The sequence below is a fragment of the Rhizobium sp. WCS2018Hpa-16 genome (genome assembly GCF_031843705.1).
In the GTDB taxonomy this organism is placed as follows: domain Bacteria; phylum Pseudomonadota; class Alphaproteobacteria; order Rhizobiales; family Rhizobiaceae; genus Agrobacterium; species Agrobacterium tumefaciens_C.
This window is the reverse complement of record NZ_JAVTIX010000004.1, coordinates 181,847-208,505: the sequence shown is the minus strand read 5'-3', so window position 1 is coordinate 208,505 and position 26,659 is coordinate 181,847. Positions and strand designations below refer to the sequence as shown.

Sequence of the window (26,659 nt, the reverse complement as noted above, 5' to 3'; positions counted from 1 at the left end):
AATTAGGAAGACCGCCATGGGTTTTAAAGCCGCTACCGCTCAATTCATCGTCATCAGCTGCGCTTTGTTGGCAGCCCCCTTCGCGCAGGCGCAGGACAAGCCGGTCCAATTGGTCGGTTTCGGGGACAGTCTGATGGCAGGGTATCAGCTACCGCCCACCGATAGCTACACCGCCCAGCTAGAGGCCGCGCTGAAAGCCAAGAACGTCAATGTTACGATTACCAATGCCGGTGTCTCGGGCGATACGACATCCGGCGGTTTGGCGCGTGCCGAATGGTCTGTTCCAGATGGTACCGACGGTGTGATTCTTGAGTTGGGGGCAAACGATGCGTTGCGGGGCGTATCCCCCGACGAGACCGAAAAAAATCTCGATGCGATCATCACCGGGCTTCAGAAGCGCAATATTCCTGTTCTGCTGATCGGCATTCTGGCGCCACCGAATATGGGCGGTGACTTTGGGAAGCGTTTCAACGAGATTTACCCCCGCCTCGCGAAGAAGCATAGTCTGCCACTCTATCCGTTCTTTCTGGACGGCGTCGTGATGGATCAGAGCCTTCAGCTGGAGGACAGAATGCATCCCAACACCAAAGGCATAGCCGTAATGGTCGAGAAAACGCTGCCCACGGTCGAGGATTTCGTAAAGGCTGTCAGCGCGCAAAAAAAATAAGCGCTTGCGCCCCGCACCGTTGCATGATTCGCTAGGGTTGTTCTGCCAAGAGATTCGGGGAGCTCGCCATGCCGAGACTGTTTACCGCCCTCGAAATTCCGCGCAATGCGGCCATGAGCCTTTCATTGTTGCGCGGTGGTCTGCCGGGTGCCCGGTGGATCGATGTGGAGAATTATCACATCACGCTCCGCTTTATCGGAGATATTGATGGTCGCACCGCTGACGAAGTCGTCAACCGGCTCGATAGGATCGACAGGCCGGAATTTCAGGTCAATCTGACCGGTATCGGCTCTTTCGGCTCTAAGAAGCCTCACTCCATCTGGGCCGGCGTTTCTGCCTCAGCCGAGATGAATGCGCTGCAAAGCGAAATTGAGCGCATGTGCCAGCGGCTGGGTCTTCCGCCCGATCCGCGCAAGTTTACCCCGCATGTCACGCTGGCGCGGCTTCGGCACTCAAGGCTTGATGATGTGGTGCACTACCTGTCCGGGCGTGGAGATTTCCGCACCTCCTCCTTCAACATCGGACGCTTTGTGCTGATGTCGTCAAAGGAATCGGTCGGCGGTGGTCCCTATATCGTTGAAGAGGCCTTTCCGCTTCAGGAAGCCTGGCCTGTCTCCAGCTTGGCGACCAAGGACATGCAGCCGGAAAAAAGCATGGTGTAGACGGTCTGGAATCCGTCATCTCCACCATAATAGGGGTCCGGTACATTGGATCGATCGCCGGTGGCATAATCGCTGAACAGGTGCAGCTTTTGGGCATATTGCACCGGGCAGATTGCTGAAAGTCTGGCGAGGTTGTCCGTGTCCATCGCCAGGATGAGGTCGAACTTTTCGAAATCGGATGGCTCTACCTGCCGTGCCTTTTGTCTGGTGATGTCGATACCATGACGCTTCGCGATCGCAACAGATCGTGGATCCGGCGCATTACCAACGTGCCAAGCGTCCGTGCCAGCGGAATCGATCACGATCCGGTGTGCAATCTGCTGCTTTTCGACAATATGTGCGAGGATACCCTGCGCAAGAGGTGATCGGCAGATATTTCCCATGCAGACAAAAAGGATGGCTGTCGGTTTCATCCTGTGTACTCCATATATGAGGGGTGGCTTCACGGCAAAAGCGATACCGAGAGCAATGTTGGATCGAAACAGGCGATACGGTGTTTCCTCCTTAATGATGAAAGGCAGCCCAATGCAATATCCTAAACTTGCCAAAGACGTGATCGAGACTGAGCTCGCCAAGCTGCAAGGCTGGTCGCTGCGCGAGGATGGTCTGGCCATCGTCAGGGCTTACAAATTCGCCAATTTTGCGGAGGCCTTCGGGTTCATGGCGCAATGCGCACTGGTGGCTGAAAAGCTCAATCACCACCCGGAATGGTCGAACGTCTATTCGCGCGTCAAGGTGTGCCTGACCACCCATGATTCTCAAGGAATTACCGAGCGGGATTTCCTGCTGGCGGGCGCGATGGAGAAGGCCGCACGTGGGCGCAGCGATTGAACCACAAAAGCAATGTCTTATATGATCCTTCATGACCACAGGACACATGACCATGGATGATGTGAAGATTGGCGAGATCCTGCTGCCGGGTGACCCGGACCAGCAGGAGCAGACCGAGCGTCAGGTGCGCTCCAAATTCTGGCCAAAGATGAAGCGCGTGGCCAGCAAGGTGCCATTTGCGCGCGATGCCGCTGCCGCTTATTATTGCGCAACGGATCGCGAAACGCCATTTCGTGCCAAGGGCATTCTTCTGGCTGCCTTGGGCTACTTCATCCTGCCCATCGATGTCGTGCCGGACATTTTTGCTGTTGTCGGCTTTACCGATGACATCGCGGTTTTGACCGCAGCGCTGGCCATGATCCGTGCCCATATCAAGATGGAGCATTACGATGCAGCCGATGCCGCCATCGCGCGGATAAGCGAGGAGTAACGCCTCTGTGAACCGGTGTTTTCTGCCCTTGAAGACGCCGACAAATTCTTGCCTGAATTCTTGTGTCTGTGCTCAGGACGCGTGCACGTCAGTGCGCCGTGGCCTGGCGCTGGGACCTGCCGACCTGTTACATCCCGATGCAAATATCGACTTTTAGCATCGGTGTTGACGGTTTGGTAACCGATCTTTAGCCAATATGAAGATGACGGACTTACCTAGCATCGGCCCGGCACAGCCGTTCGGCCAACTGGAAGACAATAACCCGGCAGGAAATTCAATGTTTGTAAGAAGTGTAGCAACCGCAGTCGCCATTTTGCTGACCAGTGTCAGCATAGCCTCTGCACAGTCGCCCACGCGCATCCAGCAGTTCAATGCATGGGGTGCCTATTCGTACAAGTCGGGTAACAGCACCGTTTGCTATGTTCTTTCGATCCCAACGACCAAGGAACCCGCGAGCGTTGATCACGGCGATATCTTCTTTATCGTTTCGCAGCGCCCGGGCCAGAACATTTCCTATGAGCCACAGGCCATGGTCGGCTACAGCCTGCGCGAAGGCTCCAAGGTCAATGTGACCATCGATAACAAGAACTTCGTGATGTTCACCAAGGACAAGGCCGCCTGGGTTGAGAACGCTGCTGAAGAGCCGGCACTGGTCGCAGCCATGAAGACTGGCAAGTCCATGACGGTCAAGGCAACATCTGCCCGTGGCACTGCCACCAACTATGCCTATTCGCTTTCGGGCATCTCGGCGGCGCTGAAGCAGGTTGAAAGCTGCAAGTAAGGCGGTTTGGTTTTAGATTTTGCGGTGGCCGGTCCTTGACCGGCCATTTGCGTTTTGACTGTTTTGGTGCTAAAGGCGCGTCAACACAAACAGGTGGGTGCGCAAGACGTGCCTTGCCTTTGAATTTTCTCCACATGCAGACGACCATCCGCCGCTTGTTTCGCGCGGTTTCGCACTGCAATGGCTGATGGGATAAGACAATGTCCGTATTGGAAGCGACCGCCGGTCTGGCAATCAAGAGCCCGATTGTTGCCAATGCCGATCTCATGGACGGCAAGCCGTCATTGATTGGCATTACGCGGGAAGAGATGGCAGATGCGCTGATGGAAATCGGTGTGCCGCAGAAGCAGACCAAGATGCGCGTGAGCCAGCTGTGGAACTGGCTCTATGTCCGCGGCGTCTCCGATTTCGACCACATGACCAATGTGGCCAAGGATCTGCGCGAAAAGCTGAAGGCACACTTTACCATTTCGCGGCCTGAGATCGTGGAAGAACAGGTTTCCAACGATGGCACCCGCAAATGGCTGATGCGCTTTCCGCCACGCGGCGCAGGCCGTCCGGTTGAAATCGAAACGGTCTATATTCCTGAAGAAGGACGCGGCACGCTGTGCATTTCCAGCCAGGTCGGCTGTTCGCTGACCTGTTCCTTCTGTCACACCGGAACGCAGCGTCTGGTGCGCAATCTGACGGCAGAAGAAATTCTGGCGCAGCTTCTGGTCGCGCGCGACCGTCTGGGTGACTTTCCCGACCGGGAAGCACCGCAGGGCACGATCATGCCCGCCGAAGGCCGCAAGGTTTCCAACATCGTGATGATGGGAATGGGCGAGCCGCTTTATAATTTCGAACACGTGAAAACGGCACTGCTGATCGCTACCGATGGTGACGGCCTGTCGCTTTCCAAGCGTCGCGTGACGCTGTCGACCTCGGGCGTCGTGCCGGAAATCTTCCGTACCGGCGATGAAATTGGTGTGATGCTGGCCATCTCGCTGCATGCCGTGCGCGATGAGTTGCGCGACATGCTCGTGCCGATCAACAAGAAGTATCCGCTGAAAGAGCTGATCGAAGCCTGCCGCAACTATCCCGGCGTGTCGAATGCCCGCCGCATCACCTTTGAATATGTGATGCTGAAGGACGTCAATGACAGTCTGGAAGACGCCAAGATGCTGACGCAGCTCTTGAAGGGTGTCCCGGCCAAGATCAATCTCATTCCGTTCAACCCATGGCCCGGCACGAACTACCAGTGCTCCGATTGGGAGCAGATCGAGAAGTTTGCCGATTTCATCAATCAGGCTGGCTATGCTTCGCCAATCCGCACCCCGCGCGGGCGTGACATTCTTGCGGCCTGTGGTCAATTGAAGTCGGAATCCGAGCGCATGCGCAAGACTGAGCGCATGGCATTTGAGGCGATGATGATCGCCAATCACGGCGCAGACGACGAATAGAACAAGAATTGATGGGTGCGCCCCGGTCTGCATGATTGATTTCGCATAAACCCTTTCTTAAAGAGGGCGGTAAAAGCGAAACATCAGGAGGAATACACCATGCGCGCACTCATTCTGGCACTTGCGACGGCGACAGCCCTTGCAGCCCCTGCCAAGGCAGAGGATGTCACCGTTGCCGTCACTGCCATCGTTGAGCATCCTGCACTGGATGCCGCGCGTGATGGCGTCAAGGCAGCACTTGCCGAGGCCGGTTACAAGGAAGGCGAAAACCTGAAATTCGTCTACCAGTCCGCGCAGGGCAATCCTGGCACGGCTTCGCAGATCGCACGCCAGTTCGTGGGCGATGCCCCAAATGTCATCGTTCCGATTTCCACGCCATCGGCACAGGCCGTCGTGGCCGCCACCCGTGATATTCCAATCGTCTTCACCGCGGTGTCTGACCCTGTCGGTGCGCAGCTGATCAAGTCCATGGACAAGCCCGGCCGTAATGTGACCGGCCTTTCTGACATGCTGCCGGTTGCCGAGCATTTGGCACTGATCAAGGAAATCACGCCAAACGCCAAGTCCATCGGCTTCATCTACAATTCGGCCGAAGCCAACTCGGTTTCAACGCTTGAACTGTTGAAGAGCGAAGCGGCGAAGGTGGGTCTGACCGTTGTCGAATCCGTTGCCACAAAGTCTGCCGAAGTGCAGGGTGCGACCCGCGCATTGGTGGGCAAGGCTGACGTGATCTACGTGCCAACCGACAACACGATCGTTTCTGCTTTTGAAGCCGCAGCCGGTGTCGCAAGCGAAGCCAAGATCCCGCTTTTTGCAGCCGATACGGATTCCGTGGCTCGCGGTGCAGTGGCCGCTCTCGGCTTCAACTATTTTGATGTGGGCAAGCAGACCGGTGCGGTCGTTGTTCGCATTCTCAAAGGTGAAAAGCCTGGCGATATTCCTGCAACGCTCGCCGTCGGCACCGATCTCGTTCTCAACAAGAAGGCCGCTGCCATGGCAGGCGTGACTTTCCCTGAGAGCGTCACGAAGCGCGCAACCAAGATCATCGAGTAAGCCATCAACCTCTCTCGCCTCATACTGACGCGAGAGAGGTTTGCCGCCAGAATGGCAGTCTGATGGCTGCTGAATTGCAGCCCTCCGGATGGGGGGCGACAACCCAAGGAATTCTACCGTGAGTCAAATCGCCTTTTGGGGTGCTGTCGAGCTGGGGCTGGTTTTCGCCTTTATCGCTATCGGCGTTTATCTGGCCTTCCGCGTCCTCGATTTCCCCGATCTGACGGTTGACGGTTCGTTTCCGCTGGGTGCAGCCGTGGCTGCGGTGCTGATTGTCGCGGAGTTCAACCCTTGGGTCGCCACGGGCGTGGCCATGGTTGCGGGGGCAGCGGCTGGAATGGTGACAGCGGTGCTGAATGTCCGCTTCAAGATTCTCAACCTCCTGGCCTCGATCCTGACCATGATTGCCCTCTTTTCCGTCAATCTGCGGGTCATGGGCAAGCCCAATGTGGCGCTTCTCAATCAGGATACCGTCATTGAGCCCTTCTATGGTCTAGGCATTTCGGACTATCTGCTCCGCCCGCTCTTTGTCGGCGTGCTGGTGGTGGTCGCTGTTCTCATCGTATGGCGCTTTCTGGAAAGTGATGCGGGCCTTGCCATGCGTGCCACCGGTGCCAATGCCCGCATGGCGCGGGCACAGGGCGTGAAGACCGGCAACCAGATCTATCTCGGCATGGCGCTGTCCAACGCGCTTGTCGCGCTTGGTGGCGCCTTGTTTGCGCAGACCAACGGTTTTGCGGATGTGACAGCCGGTGTCGGCACCATCGTTGTCGGGCTTGCGGCCGTGATCATCGGTGAGACGCTGTTTGGCTCACGCGGAATTCTGATTGCGCTGATCGGCTGCGTCTTTGGCTCCATCGCTTACCGGCTTGCCATTCAGCTGGCACTGTCGAGCGATTCCCTCGGCTTGAAGGCCTCCGACCTCAATTTCGTGACTGCGGTGCTGGTCGCCGTCGCGCTGATCTTGCCGCGCCTGCGCCGTGGAGGAGCATCGTCATGATTTCGCTTTCCGATATTCAAGTCATCTTCGGGCGCGGCACGCCGCTGCAAAAGCAGGCTCTCGCAAAGATCGATCTGACGATTGAAAACGGCTCCTTCGTGACTGTCATCGGTTCCAACGGCGCCGGAAAATCGACCTTGCTGGGTGTGCTGGCGGGTGATGTCTTGCCAACCGCCGGTAAGGTCACGATTGGCGGGGTGGACGTTACGCGCAAGCCAACGGCCAATCGTGCCGGGCAGGTCGCCCGTGTGTTTCAGGACCCGCTTGCTGGTAGCTGCGGTGCCCTGACCATCGAAGAGAACCTCGCCCTTGCCGCTGCCCGCGGCAAGACACGTGGTCTCTTGCCAGCCCTTGGCGGTGGCAGGCGTGCGTTCTTCCAGGAGCGCATCGCATCGCTGAACCTCGGCCTCGAAAACCGACTGAAGGACCGCATGGACCTTTTGTCCGGTGGCCAGCGTCAAGCCGTATCGCTGGTCATGGCAACGCTTGCCGGGTCAGACGTTCTGCTGCTGGATGAGCATACCGCAGCGCTGGATCCCGGCATGGCCGAATTCGTGATGCAGCTGACGCAGAAAGTCGTGGAAGAGCGCAAATTGACGACATTGATGGTGACCCACTCCATGCGTCAGGCGCTGGATTATGGCGACCGAACCATCATGCTGCATGCCGGTGAAATTGTTCTCGATGTGTCAGGTGAGAGCCGCAAGGGTCTGCAAGTGGAAGACCTGATCGAGATGTTCCGCAACATACGCGGCCAGACGCTTGATGATGATGAGCTGTTGATCGGGTAATCCGGAGGTCAGCCACGCCTGCGTGACGCCTTGCCTCCTGCTGCAAAACCATGCCATTTTCGTGGGGTATTCCAGCAGGAGATATTCCCTTGTTCAGACGCATGTTCCTTGCCGCCGTTTCGACCGCGCTTTTTCTGCCAGTGCTGGCATTTTCAGCTGAGCTGCCAGACCTAAAAGGTCGGGAGATCGTGGTCGTGACCGAGAACGCCTATCCACCGCTGCAATTTGTCGATCCAAAATCCGGCAATGCGATTGGCTGGGAATATGATGCGATGAACGAGATTGCAAAACGGCTGAACGCCAAGGTTTCGTATCAGAACGCGTCCTGGGATGCGATGATCCCCGCTGTTTCATCAGGGCAATACGATATCGGCATGACCGGCATCAGCATCAAGGAAGACCGCAAGCAACAGGTCGACTTCTCCGATCCTTATATGCGGTCTGAAATGTTTATGCTGGTGCGCGCCGACGAGACGCGCTTTACCGACGCCAAGAGCTTTGGCGCGATGGATAAGGCTTTGGCGGGCGCGCAGGCGGGTACGACGCCGTTCTATACCATCATCTATGATGTGCTTGACGGTAACGAGCAAAACCCGCGGGTGAAGCTTATGGAAACCTTCGGGGCGACTGTTCAGGCGCTGAAAACCGGCGATGTCGATCTGGTTCTGACCGATGGCGTGGCGGGCAAGGGCTATGTCGATGCCTCCGGTGGCACGCTGAAGCTGATTGGTGGCCCGCTGGGTGGCGATGATTTTGGCTTCATCTTCAAGAAGGGGTCAGACTTGTCTGCGCCGATCAACGCCGCGATTGCCGCCTTGAAAGCGGATGGGACCTTTGCCGCGCTCGATAAAAAGTGGTTTCTGGACTACAAGCTTGGCGAATAGTTCATGGGTTCAAGCCGCAAAGGCAGTGGCGTGAGCGCCCGGACATCGTCTGCCGCCGAGGATGACTTTCCCTGGTGGCTGGTGGCGATGATCGGCATCGGATCGGTGCTGGCCGTTCTGATCGCCATTAACGGTATTTACGCGCAGGTCTTCTCCACCGTCATCAAAGGTGTGGGCATGACCGTGTTCGTGACGCTGGTGGCATTTGCGCTGGCGTCCCTGTGGGGGCTGGCAATTGCAATGCTGGGCATGGCTGACAGCATCATTCTGCGTCAGATATCCCGTTTCTACATCGAAACCATCCGCGGCATTCCCGTTCTCGTCGTGCTGTTCTACGTGGCTTTCGTGGGTGCGCCCGCGATTGTCAGCCTGATCAACTGGCTGATGACGCCGTTGATCGAGGGTGGGTGGCTGGATCCTGTGCTGGTGCGGGATTTTTCCCTGACATGGCGGGCCATTCTGGCGCTGACGATCTGCTACGCTGCCTTTATCGCCGAGATTTTTCGGGCCGGAATCGAGGCCGTGGATCAGGGTCAGATCGAGGCTGCCAAGGCGCTGGGACTGGGCCGCGCCCAACGCTTCCGCCTTGTCATTTTTCCGCAGGCGATCCGCACGATCTTCCCGCCGCTTTCCAACGACTTCGTGTCGATGGTGAAAGACAGTTCGCTCGTCTCGGTTCTGGGCGTCATGGATGTCACGCAACTCGGGAAGGTCTATGCGGCGGGCTCGTTCCGGTTTTTCGAGACCTATTCGATCGTCGCTTACATCTATCTCATTCTGACCGTCGGGCTTTCGCTTGTGCTGCGGCGTGTGGAAAAATCCATGCGCCGCAGCCCGCTCGGGTAGCTTTCAAAAGACAGAGCTGCCGTCGCTGGCCACATCTAAAACCAGCGACTGCAAATGGTTGATCAGGCTCGGGCGTCCTGAGCCTTCGTCTGTTTCGCAATCATGCGACCGGCGATGATGACCAGCACACCGGCGACCGCAAGGCAGGCTGACAGGAAGAACATCGGCGCGATTGTGCTGCCGGTTTCATCCTTGATCCACGGCACGACATTCTGCGCAACGAAGCCGCCGAGATTGCCGACCGAGTTGATGGCAGCGAGGCCTGCTGCGGCACCTGCACCTTTGAGGAAACGACCCGGCAGGCTCCAGAACACCGGCTGTCCGGCAAAGATACCGGCGGCGGCGATGCAGAGGAATGTGAACTGCACGACAGGCGTGGTGACAAGCGCCGACATCAACAGGCAGAATGCGCCTATGAAGGCCGGGCCGACGATGAAGGGGATCTTGCTTTGCGAACGGTCCGCTGCCGAAGGCACCACATAGAGCGCAATCGCCACACCAATCCATGGGATGATGTTGATGAAGCCGTTGGTGGTGTTGGAGACGCCGAAGCTCTTGACGATGGTGGGCAGCCAGTAGCTGAGGCCATAAGCCGCGAGAGGAAAGCCCACGAAGCAGAGCGACATGAACAGCACCTGCGGATTGATGAGCGCCTTGAAGCCGTTCTCGGCGCTTTCTTCCATGTGCGAATTTTCGGACGCGATGCGGTCTTTCAGCCAGTTCTTCTCGTCCTGGGTCAGAAACTTGGCCTTTTCCGGCGTGTCGTCGAGATAGAAGATCGTGAAGATACCGGCGATGACTGCCGGAACGCCTGTTGCAAGGAACACCCACTCCCAGCCAGCCAGACCCATGACGCCATCCAGATCGAGCAACATGCCACCCAGCGGTGCACCGATGGCGTTGGCAAGGGCGCTGAAGATCATGAAGAGGCCAACCATGCGTCCTCGATAATCCCGCGGGAACCAGATGGTGAGGAGGTAGAGAACGCCGGGGAAGAAGCCCGCTTCACAGGCACCGAGCAGGAAGCGCAGAATATAGAACATGGTCTGGCTGCTGGTGAATGCGAGCGCGATTGTGACGGCTCCCCACGAGATGATGATGCGGGCAAACCAGCGGCTGGCGCCAAAGCGCGTCAACAGCAGGTTGCTGGGCACTTCGAAGATGAAATAGCCGATGAAGAACAGCGATGCCCCGAGTCCATAGGCGTATTCGCTCAAACCCAGATCGCCCACCATTTGCAGCTTGGCATAGCTGACATTCTGTCGGTCGATATAGGCGATGAGATAGAGCAGGCCTAGAAACGGCATCAGCCGCCAGGTGATTTTTGAAATTAGCGCCTTTTCAGATACCAAAACGTATCCTCCTTCTGGCTGCACCGAAGCGCAGCCTTGCGTGATCACGGCCCCCGCCTTCACGACCACGTTATGACATCGTGAACAGGTACTGACAGTCCTAACGAATGAGAAGGCTGTTTTATCCACCTCTAATGGACGGAGAGCGGCGTATTTCTGCCGTGATGGCAATATTGCCGAGGATTATCCGATCTGGTATGACGAACGAATGGGATCAAAATTCGGATGCCTCGCTCAGAACGTTTTCGTGCTGCAAGACCATAAGCGTCTGCCGGCACGTTTCTTTGCGCGCATTTCCGGCGCTCTTGGCGGTCGACTTACGATTGCCTGAAAGCTCTCCTGAGAGCTTGACCGTTTTGCTGCGACCCGAACTCATTTTTCAAAATCGATGGATACAGCCATGAGCGCACCCCGCACCCTCTACGATAAAATCTGGGATGATCACGTCGTTAATCGCGACTCGGATGGAACCTGTCTTCTCTACATCGACCGTCACCTTGTGCATGAGGTGACCAGCCCGCAGGCCTTTGAAGGCTTGCGCCTTGCCGGTCGTCCCGTTCATTCGCCATCCCGCACTTTGGCCGTTGTCGACCACAACGTGCCAACCACTGCCGACCGTCTTGAGGGTATCAAGAATGAGGAAAGCCGTGTGCAGGTTGAGGCGCTGGCACAGAACGCTGCGGAATTTGGCGTTGAATATTATTCCGAGCGCGACAAGCGTCAGGGCATCGTCCACATCGTTGGGCCGGAGCAGGGTTTCACGCTGCCGGGCATGACAATCGTGTGCGGTGACAGCCATACATCCACCCACGGCGCGTTCGGCGCGCTGGCGCACGGTATCGGCACCTCTGAAGTCGAGCACGTTCTGGCAACGCAGACGCTGATCCAGAAGAAAGCCAAGAACATGCTGGTGCGTGTGGATGGCAAGGTTCCTGATGGTGTGACTGCAAAGGATATCATCCTTGCCATTATTGGCGAGATCGGCACTGCCGGTGGTACGGGCCACGTCATCGAATTTGCAGGTGAAGCGATCCGCTCACTGTCGATGGAAGGCCGTATGACGGTCTGCAACATGACCATTGAAGGCGGCGCCCGCGCTGGCCTTGTCGCGCCTGATGAGACGACATTCGAATACATCAAGGGCAAGCCACGCGCTCCGCAGGGTGAGGTTCTGGAACAGGCCATCGCCTATTGGAAAACGCTGAAATCCGATGAAGGCGCGCATTACGACAAGGTTGTCGTGCTGAACGCTGCGAACCTGCCGCCCATCGTCTCCTGGGGTTCGTCGCCTGAGGATGTAGTTTCCGTGCAGGGAGAAGTGCCGGATCCAGCCGCCATCGAGGATGAGAACAAGCGCAATTCCAAGCAGCGCGCGCTGGAATATATGGGCCTGAAGCCCGGCACCAAGATGACCGACATCGCCATCGACCGCGTCTTCATCGGCTCCTGCACCAATGGTCGCATCGAAGATCTGCGGGCTGCGGCCAAAATCGTCGAGGGTCGCAAGGTCGCGTCCACCGTCTCTGCCATGATCGTTCCCGGCTCTGGTCTTGTGAAGGAACAGGCCGAGAAGGAAGGTCTGGACAGGATTTTCCTGGAGGCGGGCTTTGAGTGGCGCGAACCGGGCTGCTCTATGTGTCTTGCCATGAATGACGACCGGCTTGCGCCGGGCGAACGTTGCGCCTCCACGTCCAACCGCAACTTCGAGGGACGTCAGGGCTATAAGAGCCGCACGCATCTTGTGTCGCCTGCAATGGCTGCAGCTGCTGCGGTTGCTGGGCATTTCGTGGATGTTCGCGACTGGCGCTAAATTGTGACGAGGGCCGGGAGCAGGAAACTACTCCCGGCCCTTTCTAACAGACAGTGATTTTCGTGCCCTTGCGCAGATGGGGCAGAATGCGGCGCATGTCTCTTGGATGAAGTGCCACGCATCCCGCTGTCGGTTCATAGCCCGGGCGGATCATATGCATGAAAATGGCCGACCCCAGATTGCGGCGGCGTGATGTGACGTTCCAGTCGAGCACGAGGCAGACATCGTAGAGACCATCCTGACGGCGCATTTCCTCATGGCTTGCCTTGAAGGGTGCCGTGACGAGCCTGTTGTAATTGGGATCTGATGGTGCATCACACCACAACATGTTCGACCGCGTGCGATACATCGGCAGCGATGTGTTCAAGGCGGTCATTCTGTCACCTCTGTGGAAGCCGTAGAGCACAGCCATCGTCGTGATCGGCGTTTTGCGATCGCCTTCGCGTTTAAGTGCCGTTCGCCCGTTGCGGCCGATAGCCGCCTGAAAAATGAGGTGGCCCAGTTGCAGCAATGCGCGGCTTTTGTTGCGCGGTGCGGCGCGAACCCGTAATTCCAGAGTCTTCTTTGGCTGCTTTATTTTGCGTGTCGGCATGGTTCTCACGAGATTTTGCTTTGCAGGTGTGGCAACGTTACCTCCGGGCGCAGTGTTATAGAGTGACAAAGGGTTGACGTTGCGGCATCAAATCGCTGAATTGGCTCACGAATGTAGAAAGCACGCGCACCATGACGATCGCAAGATACGCTTGTGCGATATGCTTTCAATGTAACAAGAAAGGCTGAGATATCCCATGACGGCCCGTACACTTCTTTTGGTCGACGACGATGACGATCTGCGCGAGACACTTGCCGAGCAATTGTCCCCTTATGAAGAATTCAATCTTCTGACGGGTGCCAACGCCAATGCTGCGATCCAGACGACAAAATCAACGCAGGTTGATCTCTTGATTATGGACGTTGGTCTGCCTGACATGGATGGGCGCGAAGCCGTCAAGATCATGCGCAAGAATGGCTTCAAGGCACCGATTATCATGTTGACCGGCCATGACACGGACTCCGATACGATCCTTGGTCTGGAAGCTGGCGCCAACGACTATGTTACGAAGCCATTTCGTTTTGCCGTTCTGCTGGCGCGGGTGCGTGCACAGCTTCGCCAGTATGAGCAGAGCGAAGACGCCGTTTTCACCGTTGGTCCTTACCAGTTCAAGCCGAGCCAGAAGCTGCTGACATCGGATGACGGCAAGAAGATCCGTCTGACCGAAAAGGAAGCCGCGATCATCCGCTATCTCTACCGTGCCGGCAACGCGGTTGTGACGCGTGATGTGCTTCTAGAAGAGGTCTGGGGTTATAATTCCGGCGTCACCACGCACACGCTGGAAACCCATGTTTATCGCCTGCGCCAGAAGATCGAGCGCGACCCATCCAACGCAGAACTGCTGGTCACCGAGAATGGTGGCTACAAGATTGTGCCGTAACGATAAATCTGGCGGTGCGGCCCTTGTCTTGGCCGCGCCGTTGTTCGAAAACCAGAGCTGTGATCAGCTGTGGGGGCTTCGAACGTTATGGCATTGAATGACGATATCCAGCTTCTGTCGCAGGTGCCCCTGTTTCAGGGCTTCAGCGACGACCAGTTGCGTCTGATTGCCTTCGGTGCCGAGCGGCGCAGGATTGCCGAGGGGCAGGCCCTGTTCCGTGAGCATTCTCCAGCCGAATGCGGCTTCGTCATTGCGCGTGGTGGGTTTGATCTCTACAGCACTGGTCGTCAGGGAAAGCCTGAGCTTCAGGCGCGGCCCCAGGCGGGTTCACTGTTGTCAGAGCTTGCGCTGTTTACGCTCTGCGAGCGCAAATATACGGCGGTTGCGCATGAGGATTCTGAGGTCATCCGCATCACGCGCATCCTCTTCCACCGCATGATCGAAGAATTCCCTGATGTGGCCGACGTTGTCCTGACGCGCATTCGCGACAATATCGCGGCCTTGTCATCCGGTGCCGCAGCCCTTCAGGGCCGCTTCTCATAAAACCTTAGAACTTGAAATGTGCCGTGACGGGAACGTGGTCCGATGGCCGGTTCCAGCCGCGGGCTTCGCGCAGGATCTCGATGCGATCCAGAGAAGGGCCGAGGTCCTGCGACGACCAAATATGGTCGAGACGACGACCGCGATTGGCCGCTTCCCAATCCTTGGCGCGGTAGCTCCACCAGGTGTAGATTTTTTCGGTCTCTGGCACATTGAGGCGCATCAGATCGAGCCAGTTGCCCTTCTTCATGATCTCCAGCAGACCTTCGGTCTCAACCGGCGTGTGGCTGACGATCTTCAAGAGTTGCTTGTGCGACCAGACATCGTGTTCCAGCGGCGCGATGTTCAAGTCGCCAACGAGGATGGAGGATGTGCCGGGCACGCCGTCGGCGCTCAACGCCTTCATTTCCTCGATAAAATCAAGCTTGTGGCCGAATTTCGGGTTGATCGAACGATCCGGCTCATCGCCGCCTGCCGGAACATAGAAATTGTGAAGACGGATTTTGCGAGAACCGACCTGAACAATACCGGAGATGTGGCGCGCATCGCCAATGCCGCAATAATCCTGTCGGTGGTCTTCGGTCAGCGGCAGTTTCGAGGCGATTGCGACGCCGTGATAGCCCTTCTGGCCATGGATGATGACATGGTTGTAGCCGAGCGCCTTCAAGGGCTTGAGCGGAAACTCACCATTGGGGCACTTGGTTTCCTGAAGGCATAGCACATCGGGGTTATAACGCACCAGAAACTGCTCGACGATCGGCATGCGCAGCCGTACCGAGTTGATGTTCCAGGTGGTTATCGAAAAGGTCATGCCTGCACTCCATTGATCCGTCTGAACGGTGGAGGCAGGCTTATAACATCAAGCCGGAAACGGGAATTCTTTTCTCAACCGCGACCGCGGACTTCCTCGTAATTGATCGCGAACACCTTGTCGTCCAGCGCCATGCCGGTCTGGACGTTGAAGATCATCACTGTCGTATCCTTGTTCTGCGCATCCGTCGTGGTCCATTGGCGCAGATCGAAGGTCTTGGGATCGAACATCAGCGTGATGGTCGAATCACCGAATATGCTCTTGTCGCCAAGAACAATCGTTGTCAGGTCGGTTTCCTGTTTGACGTCGCGGACCTTCTGGTTGCCAAGATCGATCTTGTCGGACAGGAGAAGGCTGAGCGGCGTCTTGGAAAGGGGATAGAGATCCCAGGTTTTCAGCTTGTTGTTGCCGATCACCACGTTCTTGCCGTCGGAAATGACGCGCATCGGCGATGGGTCTTCATAGTTGAAGCGCAGCTTGCCCGGACGCGCAATATAGAACTTTCCGCCCGTCTGTTCGCCGCGTGGACCAAATTGCACGAACTCTCCCATCATGGTTTTGACGGAGGAGAAGTGGTTGGCAATTTTCTGGGCCGTCGCGTCCTGCGCAAAAGCGTGCAGCGGCTGCAAAGCCGCCATCGCTGCCGTTGCAGAAAACAGGGTCATCAGGCCGCGACGCGTCATTGTGCCATCAAGGCTGAAAGGCTGCGCGGAAGCGACCGGGACGTTGTTTTTCATTCTTTTCTCCTTCATCGCCATTTCTTGCCAAAAAAACGCGGCGGCTTCATGACATCGCCATGGGGTATATCGCCACCGTGTATAATGCCGGAACGCCGTCTTGGTTGCTGACATCAGCGTGAACTGGCACGTCTGGGCTCGCGTATCAATCCTGCTCTGTCGGCACGAGAATCTCGCGTTTTCCAGCATGGTTTGCTGGGCCGATGATACCTTCCTGCTCCATGCGCTCGATGAGTGAAGCAGCACGGTTATAGCCGATGCCCAGTCGACGCTGAACGTAGGATGTGGATGCCTTTCCGTCGCGGAGCACCACGGCGACAGCCTGATCATAGGGATCGTCAGATTCAGCCATGTTGCCGGTGCCAGATGGGCCGCCACCATCCTCGTCTTCATCCTCTTCGGTGATGGATTCGAGATATTCCGGTGACCCTTGAGTCTTAAGGTAGGCGACGATGTCTTCGACCTCATTATCGGCCACGAATGGACCGTGCACACGCTGAATGCGCCCGCCGCCCGCCATATAGAGCATATCACCCATGCCAAGCAGCTGTTCGGCACCCTGTTCACCGAGGATCGTGCGGCTGTCGATCTTGGAGGTGACCTGGAAGGAAATGCGGGTCGGGAAGTTGGCCTTGATCGTGCCGGTGATCACGTCGACGGACGGACGCTGCGTGGCCATGATGACGTGAATGCCGGCGGCACGCGCCATCTGCGCCAGACGCTGGACGGCACCTTCGATATCCTTGCCCGCCACCATCATCAGGTCGGCCATTTCGTCGATGATAACGACGATGTAGGGCAGCGGCTTCAGGTCGAATTCTTCCGTCTCGTACATGGCTTCGCCGGTCTGGCGGTCAAAGCCGGTCTGTACTGTGCGCGTCAGCACTTCGCCCTTGTCCAACGCCTGCTGAACGCGGGTGTTGAAGCCATCGATGTTGCGCACACCGATCTTCGACATTTTCTTGTAGCGCTCTTCCATCTCGCGCACGGTCCATTTCAGCGCGACAACGGCCTTTTTCGGATCGGTAACGACGGGAGACAGCAGATGCGGAATGCCGTCATAGACGGAGAGTTCCAGCATTTTTGGGTCGATCATGATGAGGCGGCACTGCTCCGGCGTCATGCGGTAGAGCAGCGAAAGAATCATGGTGTTGATGGCAACGGATTTACCGGAGCCGGTGGTGCCGGCGACCAGCAGATGCGGCATCTTGGCCAGATCGGCGATCACGGCTTCACCGCCAATGGTCTTGCCGAGCGACATGGGCAGCTTGGCCTTGTTGTTCTCGAAATCGCGCGAGGCGATCAATTCCCGCAGATAGACGGTTTCACGGATCTTGTTCGGCAGTTCGATGCCGATGGCGTTGCGGCCAGGCACCACGGCCACGCGGGCGGCAATGGCGCTCATCGAGCGGGCGATATCATCGGCAAGGCCGATGACACGCGAGGACTTGATACCCGGTGCGGGTTCAAGCTCGTACATGGTGACCACGGGGCCGGGACGCACGTGAATGATCTCGCCCTTGACGCCGAAATCTTCCAGAACGCCTTCCAGTCTGCGGGCGTTCTTTTCCAGAACATCTGCATTCAGCGTGTTGTCGCGAACAACGCTTTTCGGCTCGGCCAGAAGATGGACAGAGGGAAGCTGGAAGCCGTCTCTGGCAATGAAGGAGGGTTGCGCATCGCGGGCAAGGCGTTCGCTGGGTTTGGGCCGGGCGGATGGCGGCGTGATTCGGGTTTGGCCAGCGGCAGGGCGGGCGGCAAACTTGGCATCGCCGGACAGGACGCCATCAGGCAGGCTATCATCGTCTTCGTCGTTATTGTTGTCATCGTCCATTGAGATCGATGGCGGGGCAACGTCGCGCCGTGCGCGGGCCTCGGCGCGTTCTTCAAAGGATGGCTCGGCGCGCTCCAGCCTGTTCATGGCAGTTTTCAGGCGTGATGGCTCGTTCAGCGTACCGAATTCATAATCATTGAAATCATAGGGCTGTTCGAACTCGTTGCGCATCGACTTTGGCTTCAGGCCAAACAGACGGCGGAAGCGGGCCTGTGCGATGTACCAGTAATGGGTGAGTGCGCCGAAAGCCAAAAGGCTGCCGAAGAAGCCATTGCTGTCGTCGTCTTCCTCGTCAACCGCTTCCTGCACCTTGCGGGCCTTGCTGGGCGTGGAGGCTTGGGCAACGATGAGCTCGTCTTCTTCATCCGGTGCGCCAAGAAGCCCCGAGGCAAACAGCATCAGCCATGCAGCCGGTATTGCAAAGAGGCTGCCAAGGACTGTGGCGAAAGTGCCTGTCGGGTAGGCGCCAATGAAGAGGGCTGGGAAACGCAGGATCATATCACCGATGACGCCGCCAATGCCGTTGGGCAGCGGCCATGTCAAAGGTGCTGGAAAGCAACCGAGCGAGGCAGAAGCGATGAAGGCGCCGCTCACCCAGGCCACCAGGCGGGCAGGAATGCGGCTGAACTTTCGGCCGGAAATCAGAGCGAATGACCAGGCAAGGATCGGCAGCATGGCGATCAGCGCCGACAGGCCTAGAAACTGCATCATGATATCGGCAAAAATCGCGCCGCTGTGGCCGAGCAGATTGGTCGGCGCATTGCCCGTGGCATAGGACAGGCTGGGGTCTGCGACATTCCAGGTGGCCAATGCCGTGATGCCGAACGCCAGTACGCCCAGCACGGCGAAACCACACAGGGCCAATATCTGGCGCACAACGAATGCCGTCAGCACGAAGCGGTTATCACGACCATCGAATGTCGGAGAAGTCACTCTGTCCATATTCTGAACCTGTCGTTCCTAGTTGCTTCCGGGGTCCGCGCCAGAGCTGACGCAGACGGGATGACAGGCCAAAATAGCGGGTCGCTGGTTAACATGGCATTAACCATGCACATTCTGCTGATATTCAGGGCCCGGAAATGCAAAAAGCCCGGCGGTGGCCGGGCTTTCGCGTGTCTTATAGTAAAGCGGGCTGGCCTTAAGAGTGGTAAGCCGCTTCGCCGTGGGTGGCGAGATCGAGACCTTCGCGTTCGGCTTCCACCGGAACACGCAGGCCAACGACGAGGTCTACCACCTTGTAGAGGATGATCGAACCGATGCCAGACCATGCAACGGTGACGAGAACGCCCTTGAGCTGCGCCCAGACCTGCGTTGCCGTGCCTGCGTAGCTGGCAGCGAAGTCAGCTGTCGAATAATCAACGATGCCTGCGCCACCGAGTGCTGGGTTGACGAAAACACCTGTCAGCAGAGCGCCGATGATGCCGCCGACGCCGTGCACGCCGAACACGTCTGCCGTGTCATCGTAGCCGAACTTGTTCTTCACCGTCGAAACGAAGAAGTAGCACACTGGGGAAACAACCAGACCCATGATGATCGCGCCCATTGGACCGACGAAACCGGCAGCAGGGGTGACGACAACGAGGCCGGCGACAGCACCGGAAGCAGCGCCCAGCATGGAGGCTTTTCCGCGTGTGAAGTTTTCAACGAGTGCCCAGGAAACGATGGCCGCCGCCGTGGCAACGAAGGTGTTGATCATGGCGAGGCCAGCATAGGCGTTTGCTTCCAGGTTGGAACCGGCGTTGAAGCCGAACCAGCCCACCCACAGAAGGGCAGCGCCGACCATGGTGAGGGTCATGGAGTGCGGAGCCATCATGTCCTTGCCGAAGCCTGTGCGCTTGCCAATCATGATTGCGCCGACGAGACCTGCAACGCCTGCGTTGATGTGAACAACGGTGCCGCCCGCAAAGTCGATTGCGCCGAAGCTGAAGATCAGGCCAGTCGGGCCGTCAAAGGCGCTTGGGCCGCCCCAGAACCAGACCATGTGCGCAATCGGGAAGTAGACGAAGGTCAGCCAGAGGATCGTAAACAGGATCACCGCAGAGAACTTGATACGTTCAGCAAACGCACCAACGATCAGCGCCGGGGTAATGGCTGCGAACGTCATCTGGAAGCAGACGAAGACGATTTCCGGGATCGCTGCACCCTTGGTGAAGGTTTCCGACAGTGTCGTCGTATCGACGCCCGCCAGGAACATCTTGGAAAGGCCGCCGACAAAGCTGTTGAGCGAGCCGCCATCGGTGAAGGCCAGCGAATAGCCGTAGGTGACCCAGATGAGCATGGCGACAGCCGCAATCATCATGACCTGCATCAGGACAGACAGCATGTTCTTGGTGCGAACGAGACCGCCGTAAAACAACGCCAGACCGGGAACGATCATCAAGAGGACGAGGATGGTGGAAATCATCATCCAGGTCGTATCACCCTTGTCGACCGTCATTGCTGGCGCCGCTGCGGCAACAACCGGGGCTGCGGCATCCTGCGCAAAGGCCAAAGCGGGGGCAAGGAGCGCCGCCGCGCCAGCGCTGAGCCGACCGAGTGTGGAAATCCTGTTGAATTGCATGGTTTGAAAACTCCCCTGTCAGCCGAGCTTAAAGCGCTTCTGTGTTGGTTTCGCCGGTACGGATGCGCACGGCCTGTTCAATCGAGTAGACAAAGATCTTGCCATCACCGATCTGCCCCGTCTTTGCAGATGCCGCGATAGCCTCGACGGCCTTCTCGACGAGATCGGAAGCAACGGCGATTTCGATCTTCAACTTTGGAAGAAAGCTGACCGCATATTCGGTGCCGCGATAAATTTCGGTATGCCCCTTCTGGCGCCCGTAACCCTTCACCTCGGTCACAGTCAGGCCCTGGATACCAACAGCGGTAAGCGCTTCGCGCACCTCGTCCAGCTTGAACGGCTTGATAACGGCCATCACAATTTTCATCTGGTTTCCCATCCTTTGTTTGTCCTCGGCAGTGCCGATTCTCCTCGACGCTGGCTGATCGATAACAGCGACTGAAACCATACATTCAAGGCGCGTGCCAGTTTGATGGTCGCGTTTCTAACCTATTGATTTACAATAGGAATAATAAATAAGACTGAAAAACAGGCAGCGCTTTGCGCAAGTGTCGCGCAATTGGTGGGCAATTTTTGAAAAATGCCTAAAAACTAATCATTTGCTGTTTTGCGGATCAGGCCTTCCTGGGCCATCGAGGCGACGAGCATGCCGTCGCGGGTAAACAGGCTTCCGCGTGTCAGGCCACGTGCGCCGGATGCGCTGGGGCTGTCCTGGGCGTAGAGCAGCCAGTCATCCAGTTTGCAGGGGCGGTGAAACCACATGGCGTGGTCAAGGCTGGCTGCCTGAATGGCCGGATCGAAGATCGTCGTGCCATGAGCGTAAAGCGACGTGTCGAGCAGGGTCATATCGGAAAGATAGGCCAGAACGGCAGCCTGATAGTGCCGGTCATCCGGCACGGCACCCACGGCGCGCACCCAGATGTTTTGCTCTGGTTCTAGTTTCTCCCTGGAAATATAATGCGTCAGGGACACGGGCCTGATCTCGATGGGGCGCTTGTTTTCCCAATATTTGCGAATGGCAGGCGGCGCTTTTGCCAGAAACGCATCGCGCATCTGGTCTTCGCTCATCAATTGCTCTGGCTGAGGGATGTCAGGCATCTTTGCCTGATGGTCAAAGCCGCCTTCATCGATCTGGAGCGAGGCAGACATCGAAAAAATCGCCTTGCCGTGCTGGATGGCGACGATGCGGCGTGTGGCAAAACTCGCGCCATCACGAATGCGGTCCACCTGATAGATGATGGGAACCAGCGGGTCTCCGGGGCGCATGAAATAGGCGTGCAGCGAGTGGACGAAACGCTCGGCGCTGACGGTTCTTTGGGCTGCCATCAGCGCCTGCGCGATGACCTGCCCACCGAAAACCCGCTGCCAGCCAACCTGCGGGCTGGTGCCACGAAACAGGTTTTCTTCCAGTTTTTCGAGGTCCAGCGTGGAGATGAGATTTTCCAGCGGCGCAGAATTTTCAAAAGGGCGCGACATTTTCGACATGCTCCAGCTGTAGGAAGACCAGAATGGATGGTCTATAGTGCCCGCGTGATATTCACAAGAATGCAGGAGATGACGTGATGCTTGATGTGGTGATTGCTGGCGGCGGATATGTCGGTCTTGGCGTTGCGGTCGCCATCAAGCAGGCTGCACCGCACATGGAAGTGCAGGTCATCGAAGCAGCGCCTGAGGATGTCTGGAAAAAGGACATGCGCGCATCGGCCATCATTGCTGCGGCCTCGCGCATGTTGGACGTGTTCGGCATTTGGGACGAGTTGCTTCCTGAGGCGCAGGCGATCAACAGGATGATCGTCACTGATTCGAAAACATCAGACCCCGTGCGGCCCGTGTTTCTGACATTCGATGGCGATGTCGCCGAAGGCCAGCCTTTCGCGCATATGGTGCCGAATGTTGCCATGGTCGGTGCCTTGCGCGGCCTTTGCGAGCGCATGGGCGTTACCATTCGCCACGGGTCAAGCGTTTCCGGCTTCGATGCCGGTCCCCGCTGCAATCTGGTGACATTGGCCGATGGCTCGACGCTGGAAACAAGGCTGCTGGTTGCCTGTGATGGCGTTCGCTCTGCCCTGCGCGACATGGCGGGCATCAAGACGGTCCATTGGGCCTATGACCAATCCGGCATCGTCACGACTGTGGAACATGAGCGCCCGCACAATGGCTGCGCGGAAGAGCATTTCCTGCCCTCCGGCCCCTTCGCCATTCTGCCGTTGAAGGGCAATCGCTCCTCGCTGGTCTGGACGGAACGGACTGCCGATGCGGACCAGCTGGTCGCGGCTGATGATCTCGTCTTCGAAGAAGAGCTGGAGCGCCGTTTCGGCCACAAGCTCGGTGCCATCAGGCCCGTGGGTCCAAGGCGGGCATTTCCGCTCGGCCTCACCCTTGCACGGGCATTTGTGGCCCCGCGTCTGGCGCTGGCGGGCGATGCCGCCCATGGCATTCATCCGATTTCGGGCCAAGGCCTCAATCTCGGCTTCAAGGACGTTGCCGCGCTTGCCGAAACGATTGTGGAGGCAGATCGCTTGGGCCTTGATATCGGGTCGCTGAACGTGCTGGAGCGTTACCAGTCCTGGCGCAGGTTCGATACGGTGCGCATGGGCATCACCACCGATGTGCTGAACCGGCTGTTTTCCAACGATGTCGGCCCGATCCGCGTGGCGCGTGATTTCGGGCTGGGGATTGTGGACCGCATTCCGGGCCTCAAATCCTATTTCATCGGTCAGGCGGCAGGCACCCAGGATAAGGGCGGGCCGAGATTGCTGGCCGGTCAGCCACTTTGACCCGGTGATTCGGCGCTGATATGTCCGCGACATGGTCTAAACGGCAGAGTATAGGTTAAAATCCCTGCAAATCCGCCTTTCATGAAAAGCCTCCTTGCCTTTGACCTCCACCATTGCCATGTGTGGAAGAGAAGAGGCGGACGGAACGTTTCCGAATGGTTCTAAAATAGCAGTTCAGTCGAGCTTACGGATAATACGTTGAATTCTCGCCCCATGATCTTGAGCGGCCGCGGTGTTACGGCCGTTCTTGGACCGACAAATACCGGCAAGACGCATTACGCCATCGAGCGCATGGTCGCCTATGGAAGTGGCGTCATTGGCCTGCCGCTGCGGCTGCTTGCCCGAGAGGTCTATACACGGCTGGTGGAAAAGGTCGGTGCGCCCAATGTGGCGCTAATCACCGGCGAAGAAAAAATCACCCCGCCCAAAGCGGCCTATTCCGTCTGCACCGTTGAAGCCATGCCGCGTGAGACCACGGCGGCCTTCGTGGCCATCGATGAAGTGCAGCTTGCCGGCGATCTCGAGCGGGGACATATCTTTACCGACCGCATTCTGCATTTGCGTGGACGCGAGCAGACCCTGCTGCTCGGTGCCGGCACCATGCGGCCGATTCTTGAAAAGTTGCTGCCGGGCATCGTCATGGTGGAGCGTCCCCGGCTTTCGCAGCTTTTTTATGCGGGCCAGAAGAAAATCACCCGTCTGCCGCAACGCACCGCCATCGTCGCGTTTTCCGCCGATGAAGTCTACGCTATTGCAGAGCTTGTGCGGCGTCAGCGCGGCGGTGCGGCTGTTGTGCTGGGCGCGCTGTCTCCACGCACACGCAACGCGCAGGTCGGGCTCTATCAATCCGGTGATGTGGAATATCTGGTTGCGACCGATGCGATCGGCATGGGCCTTAACCTCGATGTTGACCATGTTGCTTTCGCGCAGGATCGCAAATTCGATGGCTACCAGTTCCGCAATCTGAATGCGGGCGAAATGGGCCAGATTGCCGGACGCGCTGGTCGCCACCTTCGCGATGGCACCTTCGGCGTGACGGGTCAGGTCGATCCATTCGACGATGAACTGGTGCACCGGGTCGAATCACACCAGTTTGATGCCGTCAAGGTGCTGCAATGGCGCACGACAAATTTCGATTTTGCGTCGATTTCCAGGTTGCGGGCGAGCCTTGATGCAGCACCAACCGTGCAGGGTTTGACGCGAGCGCTACCTGCAATTGATCAACAAGCGCTGGAACACCTTGCGCGTTACCCAGAAATCGTTGACATAACGACGAACGCTGCGCGTGTGGAGAAGCTGTGGGAAGCCTGTGCTTTGCCGGATTTCCGCCGCATCGCGCCAGCACAGCATGCCGACTTGATTTCGACACTCTATTTCGACCTCGTCAAACGCGGAACCGTTAATGAGGATTTCATGGCCGAACAGGTGCGGCGGGCGGACCGCACCGACGGAGAGATCGATACGCTATCTGCAAGGATTGCGCAGATCAGAACATGGACGTATGTATCAAACCGCCCAGGATGGCTTGCCGATCCGACACACTGGCAAGAAAAGACTCGGGAAATCGAAGATCGATTGTCCGATGCTTTACATGAAAGGTTGACGAAACGCTTTGTTGATCGCAGGACATCTGTGCTCATGAGGCGCCTAAGAGAGAATGCGATGCTTGAAGCTGAAATCAGTGTGAATGGTGATGTCTTTGTTGAAGGACATCATGTCGGCCAATTGGCGGGTTTCCGGTTTACACCGGTTGCCGGAGCTGAAGGGCCAGATGCCAAGGCTGTGCAAGGCGCAGCGCAGAAGGCGCTTGCGCTGGAATATGAGGCGCGTGCTGCGCGCCTGCATGCCAGCGGCAACAGCGACCTCGCGTTAAGCGCCGACGGCCTTGTCCGCTGGTTGGGTGAGCCTGTCGCTCGTCTGGCAGCTGGCGACAATATCATGAAGCCGCGTGTCATCATGCTGGCGGATGAGCAGCTGAGCGGCAATGCGCGTGATCACGCCGTTGCACGCATCGAGCGTTTCGTGAACCATCAGATCGCGACGGTGCTCAAGCCTCTCGATGATATCTCTCGCGCAGAAGATTTGCAGGGTCTTGCCAAGGGTCTGGCCTTCCAGCTCGTGGAAAACCTCGGCGTTCTGTTCCGTCGTGACGTAACCGAAGAAGTTAAGACGCTGGATCAGGATGCGCGCGCTTCCATGCGCCGCTATGGCATCCGCTTTGGCGCTTACCACGTGTTTTTGCCAGCATTATTGAAGCCAGCACCTGCTGAGCTGGTGACGCTGCTCTGGGCTCTGAAGAATGACGGTCTTGGAAAGCCAGGTTACGGCGATCTTATTCCTGTTCTCGCCGCGGGCCGGACATCTGTCGTAACGGAACCAAGCTTCGAGCGTATGTTCTACAAGCTTGCGGGCTTCCGCTTCCTCGGAAAGCGGGCTGTTCGCATCGACATTCTGGAGCGTTTGGCCGATCTCATCCGTCCGCTGTTGCAGTGGAAGCCGGGTGCGCAGCCACGCCCTGAAGGCGCTTATGACGGTCGTCGTTTTACAACGACCACCGCGATGCTTTCCATTCTCGGCGCTACGCTCGACGATATGGAAGAAATCTTGAAGGGCCTCGGCTACCGTGCCGATCAGGTCAGCGCTGAAGATGCTGCCGCTTTCCTTGGCGGACAGACAAACGACGCTGTAAAGACCGAGACACCGGCTGCTGTGGCTGAAGAGCCTGCACAGCATGATGATGCCGATGCCGAGACATCTTCGGAAGAGGCGCCTGTCGCTGAAGCCGTTGCAGAGGCGCCTGCCGAAGTGACAGCGGAAGAGAAACCATCGACTGCGGAAGCATCTGAGACGGTGACAGAGGCTGCGCAGGAACCAGCGGCTGAAGCTGCTGAAGCTGTACCGGCCGAAGTTGCAGAGCCGAAGCCAGTTCTGCTGTGGCGTCCAGGCGGTCGCAACGACACCCAGCGCAGCGACAACCGTCGTCCCGGCAATCGTGGACAGGGTGAGCGCCGTGCTGAAGGTGGCGAAGACCGCAAGTCTCAGCCACGTGGCAATGCCGCCCCAGACGGTGATCGCAAGCGCGAAGGCGACCGCAAGCGCGACGGTGGTCGTCCAGACCGCAACAACAACAACAATCGCTCTGATCGCCCAGATCGTGGCGAGCGCAAGGACCGGCCAGATCGCAACGACCGTGGTGGCAAGCCACAGGGTCAGCAGCGTTTCGAAGCCAAGCCACCGCGCAAGGAAAAGCCGCTTGATCCGGATTCGCCTTTCGCAAAGCTTGCTGCTTTGAAAGACCAGTTGAAGAAGTAACAGGAAGCCCTCTGCTTTATCGAAAGCAGAGGGCTTTTACCGTCTTGTTTGAACGCATGTGCGGACG

Annotated in this window: 25 protein-coding genes; 16 read left to right on the top strand and 9 right to left on the bottom strand. The window is 57.6% G+C overall.

The window, feature by feature from the left end; all coding sequences use genetic code 11:
- The first annotated feature begins 16 nt into the window (after positions 1-16).
- Both RQI55_RS14980 and thpR read left to right on the top strand, forming a co-directional pair.
- Complete coding sequence (locus RQI55_RS14980; RefSeq protein ID WP_243258103.1) at positions 17-667, top strand: arylesterase; 651 nt, start codon at positions 17-19, stop codon at positions 665-667.
- Positions 668-735: 68 nt separating this feature from the next.
- Positions 736-1,329, top strand: a complete 594-nt coding sequence (thpR, locus tag RQI55_RS14975) for an RNA 2',3'-cyclic phosphodiesterase (RefSeq protein ID WP_243258102.1) — start codon at positions 736-738, stop codon at positions 1,327-1,329.
- Here the strand turns inward: thpR and RQI55_RS14970 are convergent.
- Positions 1,263-1,742, bottom strand: coding sequence for a low molecular weight protein-tyrosine-phosphatase (locus RQI55_RS14970; RefSeq protein WP_311273131.1), 480 nt, complete (start codon positions 1,740-1,742; stop codon positions 1,263-1,265). The two genes, thpR and RQI55_RS14970, sit on opposite strands and share 67 nt — an antisense overlap.
- Before the next feature lie 112 nt (positions 1,743-1,854).
- Here RQI55_RS14970 and RQI55_RS14965 point away from each other — a divergent pair, with 112 nt between their 5' ends.
- From RQI55_RS14965 to RQI55_RS14925, 9 genes are all read left to right on the top strand, one after another.
- Complete coding sequence (locus RQI55_RS14965) at positions 1,855-2,160, top strand: 4a-hydroxytetrahydrobiopterin dehydratase (RefSeq protein ID WP_243258100.1); 306 nt, start codon at positions 1,855-1,857, stop codon at positions 2,158-2,160.
- 52 nt (positions 2,161-2,212) lie between these two features.
- Positions 2,213-2,590: a YkvA family protein gene (locus tag RQI55_RS14960; protein ID WP_192065491.1), complete on the top strand. Its 378-nt coding sequence runs from the start codon at positions 2,213-2,215 to the stop codon at positions 2,588-2,590.
- A gap of 277 nt (positions 2,591-2,867) precedes the next feature.
- Positions 2,868-3,371, top strand: a complete 504-nt coding sequence (locus tag RQI55_RS14955; RefSeq protein WP_042615591.1) for an invasion associated locus B family protein — start codon at positions 2,868-2,870, stop codon at positions 3,369-3,371.
- Between the two features lie 266 nt (positions 3,372-3,637).
- A complete protein-coding gene (gene rlmN / locus RQI55_RS14950; protein WP_243258194.1) occupies positions 3,638-4,813 on the top strand; it encodes a 23S rRNA (adenine(2503)-C(2))-methyltransferase RlmN in 1,176 nt (391 codons plus the stop codon).
- Between the two features lie 99 nt (positions 4,814-4,912).
- Positions 4,913-5,866: an ABC transporter substrate-binding protein gene (locus RQI55_RS14945; RefSeq protein WP_243258099.1), complete on the top strand. Its 954-nt coding sequence runs from the start codon at positions 4,913-4,915 to the stop codon at positions 5,864-5,866.
- A gap of 118 nt (positions 5,867-5,984) precedes the next feature.
- The gene (locus RQI55_RS14940; protein WP_243258098.1) at positions 5,985-6,866 is read left to right on the top strand and encodes an ABC transporter permease; all 882 of its coding nucleotides are present in this window, start codon (positions 5,985-5,987) and stop codon (positions 6,864-6,866) included.
- Positions 6,863-7,657, top strand: coding sequence for an ABC transporter ATP-binding protein (locus tag RQI55_RS14935; protein ID WP_243258097.1), 795 nt, complete (start codon positions 6,863-6,865; stop codon positions 7,655-7,657). Before RQI55_RS14940 ends, RQI55_RS14935 begins: the two co-directional genes overlap by 4 nt.
- Positions 7,658-7,758: 101 nt before the next feature.
- Positions 7,759-8,541: a transporter substrate-binding domain-containing protein gene (locus RQI55_RS14930; protein WP_243258193.1), complete on the top strand. Its 783-nt coding sequence runs from the start codon at positions 7,759-7,761 to the stop codon at positions 8,539-8,541.
- Positions 8,542-8,544: 3 nt separating this feature from the next.
- Positions 8,545-9,387: an amino acid ABC transporter permease gene (locus RQI55_RS14925; RefSeq protein ID WP_243258096.1), complete on the top strand. Its 843-nt coding sequence runs from the start codon at positions 8,545-8,547 to the stop codon at positions 9,385-9,387.
- Between the two features lie 62 nt (positions 9,388-9,449).
- Here RQI55_RS14925 and RQI55_RS14920 read toward each other — a convergent pair whose 3' ends face one another.
- On the bottom strand, positions 9,450-10,739 hold the full coding sequence (locus RQI55_RS14920) for an MFS transporter (RefSeq protein WP_243258095.1): 1,290 nt from the start codon (positions 10,737-10,739) through the stop codon (positions 9,450-9,452).
- 400 nt (positions 10,740-11,139) lie between these two features.
- Between RQI55_RS14920 and leuC the strand changes: the two genes are divergently transcribed.
- The gene (gene leuC, locus RQI55_RS14915; protein ID WP_243258094.1) at positions 11,140-12,549 is read left to right on the top strand and encodes a 3-isopropylmalate dehydratase large subunit; all 1,410 of its coding nucleotides are present in this window, start codon (positions 11,140-11,142) and stop codon (positions 12,547-12,549) included.
- Positions 12,550-12,592: 43 nt separating this feature from the next.
- Here leuC and RQI55_RS14910 read toward each other — a convergent pair whose 3' ends face one another.
- Positions 12,593-13,141 carry a L,D-transpeptidase gene (locus RQI55_RS14910; protein ID WP_243258093.1) on the bottom strand — a complete coding sequence of 183 codons (549 nt, stop codon included), beginning with the start codon at positions 13,139-13,141 and terminating at the stop codon, positions 12,593-12,595.
- A 196-nt stretch (positions 13,142-13,337) separates the two neighbouring features.
- Here RQI55_RS14910 and RQI55_RS14905 point away from each other — a divergent pair, with 196 nt between their 5' ends.
- Both RQI55_RS14905 and RQI55_RS14900 read left to right on the top strand, forming a co-directional pair.
- Entirely contained in the window at positions 13,338-14,021 is a 684-nt protein-coding gene (locus RQI55_RS14905; protein ID WP_042615582.1) for a response regulator transcription factor, read from the top strand.
- 87 nt (positions 14,022-14,108) lie between these two features.
- A complete protein-coding gene (locus RQI55_RS14900; RefSeq protein ID WP_192065262.1) occupies positions 14,109-14,564 on the top strand; it encodes a cyclic nucleotide-binding domain-containing protein in 456 nt (151 codons plus the stop codon).
- A gap of 4 nt (positions 14,565-14,568) precedes the next feature.
- Here the strand turns inward: RQI55_RS14900 and RQI55_RS14895 are convergent, their stop codons facing one another.
- From RQI55_RS14895 to tesB, 6 genes are all read right to left on the bottom strand, one after another.
- Positions 14,569-15,372, bottom strand: a complete 804-nt coding sequence (locus RQI55_RS14895) for an exodeoxyribonuclease III (protein ID WP_042615580.1) — start codon at positions 15,370-15,372, stop codon at positions 14,569-14,571.
- A gap of 74 nt (positions 15,373-15,446) precedes the next feature.
- Positions 15,447-16,109 (bottom strand): outer membrane lipoprotein carrier protein LolA, encoded by a 663-nt coding sequence (locus RQI55_RS14890; RefSeq protein WP_243258092.1) that lies wholly within the window; start codon positions 16,107-16,109, stop codon positions 15,447-15,449.
- Positions 16,110-16,254: 145 nt separating this feature from the next.
- Entirely contained in the window at positions 16,255-18,885 is a 2,631-nt protein-coding gene (locus RQI55_RS14885) for a DNA translocase FtsK (RefSeq protein ID WP_311273130.1), read from the bottom strand.
- A gap of 196 nt (positions 18,886-19,081) precedes the next feature.
- Complete coding sequence (locus RQI55_RS14880; RefSeq protein ID WP_243258090.1) at positions 19,082-20,503, bottom strand: ammonium transporter; 1,422 nt, start codon at positions 20,501-20,503, stop codon at positions 19,082-19,084.
- Positions 20,504-20,531: 28 nt separating this feature from the next.
- Positions 20,532-20,882, bottom strand: coding sequence for a P-II family nitrogen regulator (locus RQI55_RS14875; RefSeq protein ID WP_279290545.1), 351 nt, complete (start codon positions 20,880-20,882; stop codon positions 20,532-20,534).
- Positions 20,883-21,094: 212 nt separating this feature from the next.
- On the bottom strand, positions 21,095-21,979 hold the full coding sequence (tesB, locus tag RQI55_RS14870) for an acyl-CoA thioesterase II (protein WP_243258088.1): 885 nt from the start codon (positions 21,977-21,979) through the stop codon (positions 21,095-21,097).
- 86 nt (positions 21,980-22,065) lie between these two features.
- Here tesB and RQI55_RS14865 point away from each other — a divergent pair, with 86 nt between their 5' ends.
- Positions 22,066-23,280 (top strand): ubiquinone biosynthesis hydroxylase, encoded by a 1,215-nt coding sequence (locus tag RQI55_RS14865; RefSeq protein WP_243258087.1) that lies wholly within the window; start codon positions 22,066-22,068, stop codon positions 23,278-23,280.
- Positions 23,281-23,493: 213 nt separating this feature from the next.
- Complete coding sequence (locus RQI55_RS14860) at positions 23,494-26,592, top strand: helicase-related protein (RefSeq protein ID WP_243258086.1); 3,099 nt, start codon at positions 23,494-23,496, stop codon at positions 26,590-26,592.
- Positions 26,593-26,659: the final 67 nt, after the last annotated feature.

Bases quoted from the DNA above. Each gene is read 5' to 3' on its own strand.
- RQI55_RS14980 (WP_243258103.1), top strand. From the start codon at position 17: ATGGGTTTTAAAGCCGCTACCGCTCAATTCATCGTCATCAGCTGCGCT.
- thpR (WP_243258102.1), top strand. From the start codon at position 736: ATGCCGAGACTGTTTACCGCCCTCGAAATTCCGCGCAATGCGGCCATG.
- RQI55_RS14970 (WP_311273131.1), bottom strand. From the start codon at position 1,742: ATGAAACCGACAGCCATCCTTTTTGTCTGCATGGGAAATATCTGCCGA.
- RQI55_RS14965 (WP_243258100.1), top strand. From the start codon at position 1,855: ATGCAATATCCTAAACTTGCCAAAGACGTGATCGAGACTGAGCTCGCC.
- RQI55_RS14960 (WP_192065491.1), top strand. From the start codon at position 2,213: ATGGATGATGTGAAGATTGGCGAGATCCTGCTGCCGGGTGACCCGGAC.
- RQI55_RS14955 (WP_042615591.1), top strand. From the start codon at position 2,868: ATGTTTGTAAGAAGTGTAGCAACCGCAGTCGCCATTTTGCTGACCAGT.
- rlmN (WP_243258194.1), top strand. From the start codon at position 3,638: ATGGACGGCAAGCCGTCATTGATTGGCATTACGCGGGAAGAGATGGCA.
- RQI55_RS14945 (WP_243258099.1), top strand. From the start codon at position 4,913: ATGCGCGCACTCATTCTGGCACTTGCGACGGCGACAGCCCTTGCAGCC.
- RQI55_RS14935 (WP_243258097.1), top strand. From the start codon at position 6,863: ATGATTTCGCTTTCCGATATTCAAGTCATCTTCGGGCGCGGCACGCCG.
- RQI55_RS14930 (WP_243258193.1), top strand. From the start codon at position 7,759: ATGTTCCTTGCCGCCGTTTCGACCGCGCTTTTTCTGCCAGTGCTGGCA.
- RQI55_RS14925 (WP_243258096.1), top strand. From the start codon at position 8,545: ATGGGTTCAAGCCGCAAAGGCAGTGGCGTGAGCGCCCGGACATCGTCT.
- leuC (WP_243258094.1), top strand. From the start codon at position 11,140: ATGAGCGCACCCCGCACCCTCTACGATAAAATCTGGGATGATCACGTC.
- RQI55_RS14910 (WP_243258093.1), bottom strand. From the start codon at position 13,141: ATGCCGACACGCAAAATAAAGCAGCCAAAGAAGACTCTGGAATTACGG.
- RQI55_RS14905 (WP_042615582.1), top strand. From the start codon at position 13,338: ATGACGGCCCGTACACTTCTTTTGGTCGACGACGATGACGATCTGCGC.
- RQI55_RS14900 (WP_192065262.1), top strand. From the start codon at position 14,109: ATGGCATTGAATGACGATATCCAGCTTCTGTCGCAGGTGCCCCTGTTT.
- RQI55_RS14895 (WP_042615580.1), bottom strand. From the start codon at position 15,372: ATGACCTTTTCGATAACCACCTGGAACATCAACTCGGTACGGCTGCGC.
- RQI55_RS14890 (WP_243258092.1), bottom strand. From the start codon at position 16,109: ATGAAAAACAACGTCCCGGTCGCTTCCGCGCAGCCTTTCAGCCTTGAT.
- RQI55_RS14885 (WP_311273130.1), bottom strand. From the start codon at position 18,885: ATGGACAGAGTGACTTCTCCGACATTCGATGGTCGTGATAACCGCTTC.
- RQI55_RS14880 (WP_243258090.1), bottom strand. From the start codon at position 20,503: ATGCAATTCAACAGGATTTCCACACTCGGTCGGCTCAGCGCTGGCGCG.
- RQI55_RS14875 (WP_279290545.1), bottom strand. From the start codon at position 20,882: ATGGGAAACCAGATGAAAATTGTGATGGCCGTTATCAAGCCGTTCAAG.
- tesB (WP_243258088.1), bottom strand. From the start codon at position 21,979: ATGTCGCGCCCTTTTGAAAATTCTGCGCCGCTGGAAAATCTCATCTCC.
- RQI55_RS14865 (WP_243258087.1), top strand. From the start codon at position 22,066: ATGCTTGATGTGGTGATTGCTGGCGGCGGATATGTCGGTCTTGGCGTT.
- RQI55_RS14860 (WP_243258086.1), top strand. From the start codon at position 23,494: ATGATCTTGAGCGGCCGCGGTGTTACGGCCGTTCTTGGACCGACAAAT.